The 12,021-nt window shown below is 66.6% G+C and carries 12 protein-coding genes; 7 read left to right on the plus strand and 5 right to left on the minus strand.

Features of this window, described 5'->3' with window-relative positions:
- Positions 1-630: 630 nt before the first annotated feature.
- On the plus strand, positions 631-1,308 hold the full coding sequence (locus tag NOF53_RS23800) for a hypothetical protein (RefSeq protein WP_255973441.1): 678 nt from the start codon (positions 631-633) through the stop codon (positions 1,306-1,308).
- A 380-nt stretch (positions 1,309-1,688) separates the two neighbouring features.
- Here the strand turns inward: NOF53_RS23800 and NOF53_RS23805 are convergent, their stop codons facing one another.
- The 3 genes from NOF53_RS23805 to NOF53_RS23815 all read right to left on the minus strand — a co-directional run bounded on the left by NOF53_RS23805 (position 1,689) and on the right by NOF53_RS23815 (position 4,103).
- Entirely contained in the window at positions 1,689-2,159 is a 471-nt protein-coding gene (locus tag NOF53_RS23805; protein ID WP_255973443.1) for a MerR family transcriptional regulator, read from the minus strand.
- Between the two features lie 9 nt (positions 2,160-2,168).
- On the minus strand, positions 2,169-3,038 hold the full coding sequence (locus NOF53_RS23810) for an SDR family NAD(P)-dependent oxidoreductase (RefSeq protein WP_255973445.1): 870 nt from the start codon (positions 3,036-3,038) through the stop codon (positions 2,169-2,171).
- A 369-nt stretch (positions 3,039-3,407) separates the two neighbouring features.
- Entirely contained in the window at positions 3,408-4,103 is a 696-nt protein-coding gene (locus NOF53_RS23815; protein WP_255973447.1) for a TetR/AcrR family transcriptional regulator, read from the minus strand.
- A 95-nt stretch (positions 4,104-4,198) separates the two neighbouring features.
- Here NOF53_RS23815 and NOF53_RS23820 point away from each other — a divergent pair, with 95 nt between their 5' ends.
- From NOF53_RS23820 to NOF53_RS23845, 6 genes are read left to right on the plus strand one after another with little or no spacing between them, the layout of a single operon-like run.
- Positions 4,199-5,383, plus strand: coding sequence for a lipid-transfer protein (locus tag NOF53_RS23820; protein ID WP_255973449.1), 1,185 nt, complete (start codon positions 4,199-4,201; stop codon positions 5,381-5,383).
- A 42-nt stretch (positions 5,384-5,425) separates the two neighbouring features.
- Positions 5,426-5,857 (plus strand): type II toxin-antitoxin system Rv0910 family toxin, encoded by a 432-nt coding sequence (locus tag NOF53_RS23825; protein WP_255973451.1) that lies wholly within the window; start codon positions 5,426-5,428, stop codon positions 5,855-5,857.
- A 4-nt stretch (positions 5,858-5,861) separates the two neighbouring features.
- Positions 5,862-6,737, plus strand: coding sequence for a MaoC/PaaZ C-terminal domain-containing protein (locus NOF53_RS23830; protein ID WP_255973453.1), 876 nt, complete (start codon positions 5,862-5,864; stop codon positions 6,735-6,737).
- An 8-nt stretch (positions 6,738-6,745) separates the two neighbouring features.
- Positions 6,746-7,615, plus strand: coding sequence for an SDR family oxidoreductase (locus NOF53_RS23835; RefSeq protein WP_255973455.1), 870 nt, complete (start codon positions 6,746-6,748; stop codon positions 7,613-7,615).
- A 12-nt stretch (positions 7,616-7,627) separates the two neighbouring features.
- A complete protein-coding gene (locus NOF53_RS23840; RefSeq protein WP_255973457.1) occupies positions 7,628-9,841 on the plus strand; it encodes an acyl-CoA dehydrogenase family protein in 2,214 nt (737 codons plus the stop codon).
- Positions 9,838-10,980, plus strand: coding sequence for a CaiB/BaiF CoA transferase family protein (locus tag NOF53_RS23845; RefSeq protein WP_255973459.1), 1,143 nt, complete (start codon positions 9,838-9,840; stop codon positions 10,978-10,980). Before NOF53_RS23840 ends, NOF53_RS23845 begins: the two co-directional genes overlap by 4 nt.
- 11 nt (positions 10,981-10,991) lie before the next feature.
- On the opposite strand, the gene NOF53_RS23850 is transcribed toward NOF53_RS23845, so the two are convergent.
- Both NOF53_RS23850 and NOF53_RS23855 read right to left on the minus strand, forming a co-directional pair.
- A complete protein-coding gene (locus NOF53_RS23850) occupies positions 10,992-11,453 on the minus strand; it encodes a PPOX class F420-dependent oxidoreductase (RefSeq protein WP_255973460.1) in 462 nt (153 codons plus the stop codon).
- 65 nt (positions 11,454-11,518) lie between these two features.
- Positions 11,519-11,959 carry an Lrp/AsnC family transcriptional regulator gene (locus NOF53_RS23855; RefSeq protein ID WP_255973462.1) on the minus strand — a complete coding sequence of 147 codons (441 nt, stop codon included), beginning with the start codon at positions 11,957-11,959 and terminating at the stop codon, positions 11,519-11,521.
- Positions 11,960-12,021: the final 62 nt, after the last annotated feature.

A 12,021-nucleotide genomic window follows, 5' to 3' on the forward strand; every position in this document is an offset into this window, starting at 1 on the left:
CATCGAACGAGTTGTTCGCGTTCGCTATCGGTCAACATCAACTCAGCCTTCGGGCGTCCGGTTCGAGGCATGCCTCAGAATATCAAGCTAGAGCACGAATTTATGGCGTACGACACTAGTGCCGCGCTGGCCCAGTCAGTGCCCCGGTCATCGATCAACCCCCGCATGAGTGCGCGGTACTAGAATTAGACCAATTAAATAGCTGTGCCACAACGGCTCTGATGCCTGCGACGTCTAGTGGCTGCGTCGCACGTGCGGGCAACTACCGCGCCGAAGGAGCTGTCCTAGGTCTCGGTGGCACGTCCACCAGACGCACAAGGAGTTGCACCACAGCGACGACGAATGCGACAACGACCAGCCAGGAAACCCAACACCACATTGCGAGCGTAGCCACCGCAGATGGGGTAGCCAGCAGCAGACCGAGCCACACCAGCGGCCATACACCGAACACCTGGACCATCAAATCACCGGAATGCGAACACATCGGCAGTCTAAATGCGCCTCCCAGTTGGGGTCCGACAGTGTGAGCCGTCGCGGTATATCGGAAATGCCGTTTGCCGGTCACTGATCGGCACACCGCCGCCGTTGCAATCTGCCGGTTCTGCCGATGTCGCGGGTTACGGTCTGCCGATGAATCTCGTTGACCGGTGCAGCCCAACCGTTGCCGCCCTGATCGGTGGTGTGCTCGCTGCCTTCGCTCTCCGCGAATCGGAGGTACTCGACCACACCATCGCCGCGAAGGACGGCCTGAGCGGCGTGCTGCTGGTGGGGTTGGCCGCGGCCGCTGTAACAGTCGGGCACGTGCACTACGCCGCGGCCGCCTGGTGGTTGGTCCTGGGCGGTCTCATCGCATTGGTCGCCGGGGTGACGCTCGGGTGGCGGTATCCGATGCCGGGTGTAGGGATGGTTCTCCTCGTCCTGGTCACGGCCACCGGGCTGCTTCCGGACGGTGGCATCTTCGACGCCGTGACGATCGCGGCCTACACGCTGGTGTTGCCGGGTGCGCTGGGGTTGTCCGTCGTGTCCGTCCTGTCGACACCCACCGGGGATCCACCGGTGGTGGTCAGTGCCGCGATGTTGCCGTTGACCATGACGTTCTTCGCGGTCTCGGCGCCACTGGCCGTCGCCGACTACGGCTGGTCGAGCGGCTACCCGACTTCCGAGTCGGGACCGGTGGTCGCCGTCGACTCGCCACTGCCCCTCGGCATCGTCGTCGCTACCGTCACCGCCATCGTCGCCACACTCGCCCTTGCCTGGCGCTCGGACCCCGACCGCGTCCGCGTACTCGCCCGACGCGGTGGCCGATAGTTTGGGGGCAGGATTGGGGCTGTCCGGCCCCCGGGGCGCCTATCCGGGGCTGCCGTGCGAATGTGGGTCGTCGATCACGCGCACCGGTTCAACGAACACGCCGTCGCGGCCCTGGTACCTCCGGTCTTCGCCTCGTACGCCCGAATCTTCCACCCCGCAAAAGCTATGGACGGCGAGCCGGTCCGGTTATGGAATGAGGGGCCGGAGCGAGAATCAGGCATGGTGCGTAGCTACCGACATCGACGACCGGTGGCGGATCCCTTTTTCGGACGGGCGCCGCTGCTGCCCCCCACAAGATGGGGGCCGATCTCGCCCGGGTGAGGTTCGACTAACGGCTTGGTGGCTTTGGGGAACCCGGTTCGCGGGTCGTGGCTGTTTGGTCACTGCCCTCCGGTTGTCCCGCCGTAGGTGGCGATCTTGTATTCGGTGGCGGCGAGGGACAGTGTGAGCTCGCGGATCTGACGGCGGATGGTGTCGCGGTGCTCGACCAGCATGTCGAGACGTTCGGCGACGGTGGCGTCGCCGGCGTCTACGAGGGTTACGTAGTGCTGAAGATCGCGGATCGCCATGCCCGACAAGCGCATCCGAGTCAGGAACACCAGCCGACGCACCGAAGCCTGGCCGTAGCTGCGGCGGCCACTGCTGTCGCGATCGACCTCGACCAGGCCTGCTCGTTCGTAGTAACGCAGGGTGTGGGCGGAAATGTCGAGCAGGTCCGCCACCTCGGCGATCCTCATCGGGCCGCCGACGCCTGCGGTGTCGGCGAGGCGGTCGATGACCTCGACCGACATCGGCCCGTCGATCTCGTCGAGGCCCGCAAGTGCCTTGGTCATCAGGTCGTCGGTCGACATGCCTTCAGCCTAGATCGGACGGCTGGACGCGGCAGCATCTGCGAAGTCGGCACTGCGGGCCGTCTCGGCCCACCTGTTCAGCTCTTCCAAGCCTCGCCGGTAGACGCCGGCGATCCGGTCGACAGCCTCGCGCCCCAGGGGCAGGCGCAGCGGGAGCTCGTCGGAGTGGACGAGCGAGACGATGATCTGTGCGGCCCGGGCCGGATCACCCTCCTGGACCCCGTCGGCGCCGGCCATGTCGTTCCGGACGGCGGCCAATAGGTCACGGTAGGTGTCGGATGCCCGCGCGAACTCGAGCACGTCGTCGGCGTTGAACGAGGTACGGAATCGACTGGGTTCGACGAGCAGCACTCGAATCCCGAACGGCGCGACCTCGCCGGCAAGAGATTCCGACCAGCCTTCGAGCGCGAACTTGGACGCGGAGTAGGCGGAGACGCCGGGGAAGGACATCCGCCCGCCTTGGCTGCTCATCTGCACGATCGTTCCTGCACGCTGGGTCCGCATGAATGGCAGCGCCGCCCGCACCAGCGCGGCTGGGCCGAACAGATGCAGATCCATCAACTCCCGCAGTTCGGCGTCGCCCACCTCCTCGGCCGCCCCGACGATCGCGCGGCCCGCATTATTGACCAGGACGTCCAGGCGGCCGAACCGATCCACCGCGAGGCTGACGAGCCCCTCGGCCTGGGCGGTGTCGCGGACGTCGAAGCGCGCCACCGCGCAACGATCGGGGGCCGCGGACACCAGGTCAGCCACGCTGGCCGGCGTCCGGACCGCGGCCACGACGCGGTCACCAGCGGCGAGGGCAGCCTGGGCCAGCGCCCGCCCGAAGCCTTTCGACGCGCCGGTGATGATCCATGTCTGAGAGTTCGTCTGTGTCATGCCTGCGACGCTAGAAGTTCGAGCGCGCTCGAACGCAAGTCGAACACCACACTGCCACCGAACGATCAATCGTGTAGACCGCACGCGGATCCGCTGTCGGGCCGGCATGGACTTCGATAATCAGCAGGGCTCGGCGTTGGCTGTGGACCGGGCCGACCCAATGATCAACAGCCAGACGCTGCCGAAGGCACGGTGCCTTTCCAGGAGGCTTCGAAGATCAAACGTCGATGGGGAACCTTCGATGGCAAGGTCCGCGCCTGGGCCCGCGCCGAAGGCATCCCGTACCGGACCGCGGGCGCTTACGTCCCGAAGTTTGGGAAGCCTTCGCCGCCGCGCATCCCAGCTGCCAGGGGCATCAGGCAGCCCGCGCTATTGCAATTCGGAAACAGGAGTCGTGAGGTCGATGTCGGCGCCGATACCCAGCAGGTTTCCGTGTAGCACTTGCCAGATCGACACCTCGAGGAACTGCGCCACCTCGTCGCTGCCCAGTGTCGACTGGGGATTGCTCAGCCATCGGTTGACGCTCGCGTCCACCAGCCCTACCAACCCGAAGGCGAGCGGCTCCGCCAGATCTGCATTGTCCGCCATCTTCTCCAGCACGGCAGCCAGTAGGCCGGCGAGCTGGAGCGCGATTGCCGTCTTCGTCCCGGTCACCACACGGGAGCCCGTCGTTCGCCGGCTCGGCGACCCGGTGCCGAGGAACTGGTGCAGCCGGGGATATTCGACGATCCACGCGAGGTATGTCTCCACGGCCCGCGCGATTGCTTCGCCCACAGTCCCCTCCGGGGTCAGTGTCGGCGCGAGGTCGGCCATCAGGCGTTCGATGATGCGACCGCGGAGCTGCTCGTCGAGGTCGCCTCGGTCGGTGAAGATGCGGTAGACCACCGATCGCGGAACGTCGGCGCGCTGCGCGATCTGCTGAACCCCCACGTCGGGGCCGTCCTGGTTGATGGCCTCCATCGCGGCGTCGAGAATCCGGCTTCGCCGTTCCGCCTTGTGGTCCTCCCAGCGTGTGGCACGACCGTCCCCTGGGGGAGATGTGGCGGTTTCGACTTTGTCCGGCATCCGCCATACGTTACCCACCACGTAGTTGACTGGACATCACGTCTCACATACTTTGGGTGGACAGCGTGTCACACACAATTCCTCAGGGAGCCGTAATGGGTAACAGGGTGTTCGTGGTCGGAGTCGGGATGACCAAATTCGAGAAGCCGGGGGCACGCGAATGGGACTATCCGGACATGGCGCGAGAGGCCGGCGGTAACGCCCTGTCCGATGCCGGAATCGACTACGCGCTCGTCGAGCAGGCGTATGTGGGATACGTCTACGGCGAGTCGACGTCGGGGCAGCGGGCCGTCTACGAACTCGGCCTCACCGGCATCCCGATCGTCAACGTCAACAACAACTGCTCGACCGGATCGACGGCCCTGTTCCTTGCCACGCAGGCGGTTCGGAGCGGTCAGGTCGACTGTGCATTGGCACTCGGTTTCGAAAAGATGCAGGCCGGTTCGCTCGGCTCGACGTACGACGACCGGGAACAACCGATGATGCGTCATCTCCTCGCGCTCGCGGAACTGCAGGAGTTCGCTATGCCGCCCGCTCCGTACATGTTCGGTGCAGCCGGTAAGGAACACATGGAGCGCTACGGCACCACCGCGGAACAGTTCGCCAGAATCGGTGTCAAGAACCACCGCCACTCGCAGAACAACCCGTACGCCCAGTTCCAGGACGAGTACACGCTCGACCAGATCCTCGCGTCCAAGCATATCTACGGCCCCCTCACAAAACTGCAATGCTCCCCGACGTCAGACGGTTCCGGTGCGGTGATCGTGGCCGGCGAGGAATTCGTCGACAAGCACGACCTCGCCGGTCAGGCCGTCGAGATCGTCGGACAGTCGATGGTGACCGACCTGCCCAGCACCTTCGAGGACAAGAGCGCGCTCAGCCTGGTCGGTGCAGACATGACCCGCACCGCCGCCACCCGCGTCTACGAGCAGGCGGGCATCGGCCCCGAGGACATCGACGTCATCGAACTGCACGACTGCTTCTCCACCAACGAGTTGCTCACCTACGAGGCGCTCGGCCTCTGCGCCGAGGGTGAGGGCGGCAAACTCGTCGACAACGACGACACCACGTACGGCGGACGCTGGGTGGTCAACCCGTCCGGTGGCCTGATTTCCAAGGGCCATCCGCTCGGCGCCACCGGCCTCGCCCAGTGCAGCGAACTCACCTGGCAGCTCCGGGGCACCGCCGACGCACGCCAGGTCGACGGCGCGACCGTGGCACTTCAACACAACATCGGTCTCGGCGGCGCAGTGGTCGTCACCGCGTACCGCGCTCTCTGACCTCCATCTACCCCCACCCACCTCGAACATCAGGAGTAACTCATGGCTTCCGTATCCGTCTCCGCTGCGCTTCCCACCTCACCCGACAAGGCCTGGGACGCACTGTCCGACCTCTCCCGTTGGGAGGAGTGGCTTACCATCCACCAGTCCTGGAAGAGCGCGGTGCCGACGGAGGTCGCACTCGGGGCAAAGTTCACCGAGGTGGTCTCGGTGATGGGGATGGCCAACAAGATCGAGTGGACGGTCACCGAGGTCCAGGTCCCCGAGATGGTGAAGATCTCCGGCACCGGAATGGCCGGCGTCACAGTCGAATTCACACTGAGGGTCGAGGCCGCCGGCACCGGCTCCACGGCCGTCATCGACGCAAGCTTCACCGGGACGATGATCGTCGGCCCCATCGGTAAGGCCGTCGCCAAGAACGCGAAGGCAGACCTGGAGGCTTCTCTCGCCAAGTTCGCCGAGATTGTCGGCTGACCGCATGACCAGTCCCACAGTCGAGTTCGACACCAGCGGCCTAGGCGAATGGACTGAACCGCAGCCGTTCTCGGTGACCGCGGAGCGTCTCGCCGAATACGCGGCCGCCACCAACGACCCCATCGAGCGGCATCGCAACGGTGAAGTGGCACCTCCGGTGTTCGCCGTCGTTCCGGCCTTCACCTCCATGGCTCCGGCGGCACTGTCGGTTGCGCCGGTGGAACTGCTCATGAGACTGGTACACGGGGAACAAGACTTCCACTTCCACCGGCCCATTCGCCCAGGCGACGACCTGGTGGTGCGGGCAAAGCCGATCGGGTTCACCGGCAGGGAGAACGGGTCCACCGTCGTCGTGTACGTCGAAACACGCACCGAAGGAGGCGAACTCGTCAACGAGCAGTGGATGACCGCGTTCTTCCGGAAGGTCGACGCGGGAGCCGGTCTCGGCGAGCCGGCACCTGCCCACCGGTTCGACGAGTCGCTGCGGAAGCAACCCGCCGTCGCCGCCGTGACACAACACATCGACGACGACCAGACGTTCCGGTACTCGCCCGCCTCCGGTGATCCGATGCCGATCCACCTGGACGACGAGATCGCCCGGATGTCCGGACTTCCCGGAATCATCAACCACGGCCTGTGCACCATGGCGTTCACGTCGTGGGCGGCGCTCACCGAACTCGCCGACGGCAGGGTCGAACGCCTCCGGCGCCTCGCCGTGCGATTCGCGAAACCCGTCCTGCCGGGACAGGACATCACCACCGAGTTCCGGCGGGCCGGCGACCCGACGGGCGGGGCGACGTCGTATGTCTACGAGACCTCCGCCGGAGAAGAACTGGTTATCAAAGACGGCCTCGCCGTCATCGCCGACACCGAATCTTAGGAGTACACATGGGAACACTTGACGGACGCGTAGCCATCGTCACCGGCGCCGGGCGCGGAATCGGGCGGGAGCATGCCCTTCTCTTCGCCCGTGAGGGGGCCGCCGTGGTCGTCAACGACCTGGGCGGTGCGAACGATGGGACCGGCGCGGACGCGGGGCCGGCTCAGCAGGTCGTAGACGAGATCGTCGCCGCGGGCGGCAGGGCAGTCGCGAACACCGACAACGTCGCGTCCTGGGACGGCGCCGAAGGACTCGTCAACCAAGCGGTGAGCGAATTCGGCCGGCTCGACGTCCTGGTGAACAACGCCGGCATCCTGCGCGACGCTTTCATCGCGGGCATGACCGAAAGCCAGTGGGACGCTGTCATTGCTGTGCATCTCAAGGGACACGCCGCCACCCTGCACCACGCGGCGGCGTACTGGAAGGCCCAGACCAAGGCGGGCGAGACCGTGAACGCGTCCGTGATCAACACCGCCTCCGCGTCGGGCACGTTCATGCCCAACGCGGGCCAGGGCAACTACGGCGCCGCGAAGGCGGGCATCGCCGCACTCACCCTGGTCGCCGCGGACGAGCTCGAAAGATACGGCGTCCGGGTGAACGCCATCGCCCCGATTGCGCGCACCCGCCTGACTCTGGCCACACCCGGGATGGGCGCACTGTTCGCCGAAGAGGTGCCGGACGGTGAGTTCGACGCGTTCAGTCCGTCCAACATCTCCCCGCTGGTCGCCCGGCTCGCGGATGCGGACTGCAAGATCACCGGCAAGGTTTTCGCGGTGCAGGGCGGCGCCATCTCCGAACTGGCCGGGTGGCACGACGTGAAGACCATCGAGAGCGACGGTCCGTGGACCGTCGCCGATCTCGCCGACCGTCTCGGCTGAAAGGTTCCGGACATGGCAAAGAACACGTACGAACTGGGACTCGGGCTCACCGAGGAGCATCGCGCCCTCGCCGATTCCGTTCGAGCCTTCGCCGAGCGCGCCATCACATCTGAGCACGTGCGCTCCGCCGTCGAGTCCAAAGGCGAGGACAAGTTCCCGCCGTTCTGGGACGCACTCGTCGGTCAGGACCTGCTGGGACTGCACATCCCCGAGGACAAGGGCGGCCACGGCGCCGGACTGCTCACCCTGGCCGTCGCACTGGAGGCGCTCGGCCGCACGGTTGCCCCCGGCCCGTTCGTCCCGACCGCACTGTCCGCCGCCCTCGTCGCGGCCGCGGATTCCAAGGTCGGAATCGAACTGATTCCCGCCCTCCTCGACGGATCCCGCACCGCCGCAGTTGCGTTGGGGGGTTCACTCCACGCGCAGGCACACGACGGCGGATACCGAATCGAGGGAAGCGCGGACGCCGTTCTCGGCGGCGAGCACGCCGACATCGTGCTCCTCCCGATCACCATCGGCGGCGACGTTCGCTGGGCCGTCGTCGAGTTGGCAGACGTCACCGTCGTCGCGCAGGACAGCATCGACGTACTGCGGGGCTCGGCAAGAATCACGGCAGAGGCCGTTCACGTCGGCGCCGATCGGATCCTCGACGGACTGAGTGAACAGCGCGTGCGATCGATCGCCACCGTCGTCCTGGGCGCCGAAGCGATCGGCGTGATGTCGTGGTGCGTGTCCACGGCATCCGAGTACGCAAAGACCCGGGTGCAGTTCGGGCGTCCGATCGGCCAGTTTCAGGGTGTCAAGCACAAGTGCGCCCACATGGGCATCGCCCTGGAGAAGGCGCGCGCCGTGCTGTGGGATGCCGCCTCTGCCCTCGACAACGGCGACGACACCGCCGATTTCGCGGCAGATATTGCCGCCGTCATCGTTCCCGACGCGGCCGTGCAGTGCGCCCAGGACTGCATCCAGGTGCACGGCGGCATCGGATTCACCTGGGAGCACGACGCCCACCTGTACTACCGGCGGGCGTTGTCGATCCGCGCTCTCCTCGGAACCCGGGAAGCACGCGCCCACCGCGTCGCCGACCGATCCCTCGCCGGCACCGCCCGCCACTCCGAACTGAAACTACCGGAGGAAGCGGAGGCGATACGGGCGCAAGTACGCGCAGAACTCGCACCGCTGGCCGACCTCGGTGAGGACGACCAGCTGATCGCCCTCGGCGACGGCGGCTGGGTGCAACCTCATCTGCCGAAACCATACGGGCGCAGCGCGTCTCCGCTGGAGCAGATCGTCATCGCACAGGAAATCAAGGCGGCCGGCATCCCGATGCCGCAGCTGCTGATGGGCGGCTGGGCGGTCCAGGCCGTCGTCGCGCACGGCACCGAGGCACAGAAGCAGGAGCTCGCCGTCCCCACCCTGCGGGGAGATCTGGTGTGGTGCCAGCTGTTCAGCGAACCTGGCGCCGGTTCCGACCTCGCGTCGCTGACGACGAAAGCGGAAAAGGTCGACGGCGGCTGGAAGGTGACCGGCCAGAAGATCTGGACCACGGTGGCGCAGTTCTCCGACTGGGCCATGCTGATCGCTCGCACCGACTCGTCCAAGCCGAAACACGAGGGCATCACCTACTTCGTCCTGGACATGTCGACACCGGGAGTCACCGTCCGACCGTTGCGTGAGATGACCGGGTCGGCCCTGTTCAACGAGGTCTTCCTCGACGACGTGTTCATCCCCGACGAGAACGTGGTCGGAAAGGTGAACGACGGCTGGAACGTGGCCCGTACGACGCTGGCCGGTGAGCGTGTGGCCCTCAGCCAGAAGATGGAGGCCTATGCCACCGACAAGGATCTGCTGCAGTTCGCCAGAGGCCGGGACCTCGGCCCGTTGGCGCGGTACCGCGTCGGCGAACTGGTCGCCGAAACCCAGGCCATCGATCTGATCGGCTCCCGGATCGTGCTGAAGCAGTTGTCGGGAGTGGATGTGAGCACCACGTCGAGCGTCGGCAAGTTGCTCGGCATGGGCCTCGGGCAGGCGATCGCCGAGTTCGTCGTCGCCGAACTGGGACCGGCTGGTGCCGTGAGCATCCCGGGTCAGCCGAGCGACAAGGCGATGGAGCAGTTGATCGCCGGACGGGCCACCACGATCTACGGTGGCACCACCGAGGTGCAGCTCAATGTGATCGGTGAGCGCATGCTCGGACTCCCCCGCGACGCGCAGGGGGCGTCGTGACCGGCGGGCCGCTGAGCGGGCTGACCGTCGTCGAGATCGCGAGCCTCGCGCCCGCCCCATTCGGCTGCATGATCCTCGCCGACCTCGGCGCGGACGTGATCCGCGTCGAACGGGCCGGTGACGGCGGCAGCGGGCTGATGGCACCGTCGGGTGTGCTCGACCGCGGACGACGGTCGATCGCCGTGAACCTGCGTACTCCAGAGGGGCTGGGGGCAGTTCTGACACTCGTCGACGGCGCCGACATCCTCGTCGAGGGTTTCCGTCCCGGCGTCGCGGAACGCCTGGGCATCGGCCCCGACGACTGCCTGTCCCGCAACCCCGGCCTGATCTACGGGCGCATGACCGGCTGGGGCCAGGACGGACCCCTTGCACCGCGGGCCGGACACGACATCAACTACATCGCGCTCGCGGGCGCGCTCCAACCCATCGGGCGCGCCGGCGAGCGGCCGGTGCCGCCGCTGAACCTGTTGGGCGACTTCGGCGGTGGCGGCCTGATGTTGACGATGGGGATCCTGGCCGCGCTGCACGAGCGTTCCCGGTCGGGCCGCGGACAGGTAGTGGACGCGTCGATGGTCGACGGCGCGGCGCTGCTGACGGCGTTCGTCCACGGCATGAACGCCGCCGGTCTGTGGCAGGAGGGCCGCGGGCGGAACGTCCTCGACGGGGCCGCCGCGTTCTACGACACCTACGAGTGCGCCGACGGTCTGCACGTGGCGGTCGGGTGCGTCGAACCGCACTTCTACGGTGAACTCCTCGACGTGCTGGGGTTGAGCGGCGAGGATCTGCCGTTGCAGTACGACCTCGATGCGGCGCCGGAACTGAAGAAGCGCCTCGCCGAGGTGTTCGCGACCCGTCCGCGGGACGAATGGGCAGCACGGTTCGCCGATTCCGACGCGTGCGTGTCGCCCGTCCTCTCGCCGTGGGAAGCGCACGAGCACCCCCACAACAAGGAACGGGAGACGTTCGTCGAGGTGGGTGGCATACGCCAGCCCGCACCGGCACCGCGCTTCAGCCGCACCCCGGCGCCCGTTCCCCGGCCGGCGCCGCGGCCCGGGCAGGACACCGATGCGATCCTCGCGCAGGCCGGCTACGACGCGGCGGGCATCGAGCGCCTGCGCTCGGCGGGTGCCGTCGAGTAGGTGACGGGGACCTATCCGCGATCCGTGTCCGGCGGGAAGCCACCGGTCGCGATAGGTCCCCACTCCTCGATGGTGATCCGGATGAGGCTTTTGTTCTGCTTCCGCATGGCGTCCCGGTACTCGTCCCAGTCGGGATGCTCACCGGAGATTCCGCGGAAGTACTCGACCAGGGGCTCGAGCGCATCGGGCATGTCCAGTACCTCGGCCGTGCCGTCGATCTGCACGTAGGCACCGTTGAACTCGTCGGAGAGCACGCACACGTTGACGGCGGGGTCGTGCCGCACGTTCGCGGCCTTGGCGCGCTGCGGGTAGGTGGAGACGACGATCCGTCCCTCCGCGTCGAGTCCCGACGTGACCGGTGAGATTTGCAGACCCCCGGACCTCTTCCGGGTGATCAGCACGCTCCGGTGCCGGGGACGGACGAATTCGAGCAACTCCTCACGCGACACGTGCTGTGCGGTAGCGACGGCCATGGTGCACCTTCTCTTCTCGACGGGTCGTTGCCCTCACCCTAGGCGGACCCTGTGACGGGAACTGATCAGTCGACGCTCTTGATCGTCTTCATCGTGATCAGCGAGGTGACCCGCGACACCGCCGGGAGTCCCCCGAGTTTCGTCACCATGAACCGCTCGTAGGTGGCAAGGTCGCGTACGGCGACGCGGATGAAATAGTCGGGGATCCCGAACAGGCGCCGACATTCGATCACCTCGTCGAACGCAGCCACACGCGACTCGAACTGCTCGATGGTGGCCTGGTCGTTCACTCCGATCTCGGCCGTGACGATCACCTGGAAGCCGCGATCGAGCGCTTCCTGACTGACCACTGCGCGGTAGCCGGTGATGATCCCGTCTGCCTCGAGCTTCTTCACGCGCCGCAGGCACGGCGACGGAGTCAGGCCGACGAGGTCGGCAAGTTCGGTGTTGGTCAGGCTCGAGTCCCGGCGCAGATGCGACAAAATTGCGTGATCGACGGCGTCCATTGATCAATTATTGCGCACAGTCCCCTTTTCGTACATTTCTCCGCAATCGCCCACCTCGATGA

Source organism: Rhodococcus tibetensis (assembly GCF_024438035.1).
Classification (GTDB): Bacteria; Actinomycetota; Actinomycetes; order Mycobacteriales; family Mycobacteriaceae; genus Rhodococcus_F; species Rhodococcus_F tibetensis.

Excerpts from the sequence above, each read along its gene's own strand:
- NOF53_RS23800 (WP_255973441.1), top strand. The coding sequence starts at position 631 with ATGAATCTCGTTGACCGGTGCAGCCCAACCGTTGCCGCCCTGATCGGT.
- NOF53_RS23805 (WP_255973443.1), bottom strand. The coding sequence starts at position 2,159 with ATGTCGACCGACGACCTGATGACCAAGGCACTTGCGGGCCTCGACGAG.
- NOF53_RS23810 (WP_255973445.1), bottom strand. The coding sequence starts at position 3,038 with ATGACACAGACGAACTCTCAGACATGGATCATCACCGGCGCGTCGAAA.
- NOF53_RS23815 (WP_255973447.1), bottom strand. The coding sequence starts at position 4,103 with ATGCCGGACAAAGTCGAAACCGCCACATCTCCCCCAGGGGACGGTCGT.
- NOF53_RS23820 (WP_255973449.1), top strand. The coding sequence starts at position 4,199 with ATGGGTAACAGGGTGTTCGTGGTCGGAGTCGGGATGACCAAATTCGAG.
- NOF53_RS23825 (WP_255973451.1), top strand. The coding sequence starts at position 5,426 with ATGGCTTCCGTATCCGTCTCCGCTGCGCTTCCCACCTCACCCGACAAG.
- NOF53_RS23830 (WP_255973453.1), top strand. The coding sequence starts at position 5,862 with ATGACCAGTCCCACAGTCGAGTTCGACACCAGCGGCCTAGGCGAATGG.
- NOF53_RS23835 (WP_255973455.1), top strand. The coding sequence starts at position 6,746 with ATGGGAACACTTGACGGACGCGTAGCCATCGTCACCGGCGCCGGGCGC.
- NOF53_RS23840 (WP_255973457.1), top strand. The coding sequence starts at position 7,628 with ATGGCAAAGAACACGTACGAACTGGGACTCGGGCTCACCGAGGAGCAT.
- NOF53_RS23850 (WP_255973460.1), bottom strand. The coding sequence starts at position 11,453 with ATGGCCGTCGCTACCGCACAGCACGTGTCGCGTGAGGAGTTGCTCGAA.
- NOF53_RS23855 (WP_255973462.1), bottom strand. The coding sequence starts at position 11,959 with ATGGACGCCGTCGATCACGCAATTTTGTCGCATCTGCGCCGGGACTCG.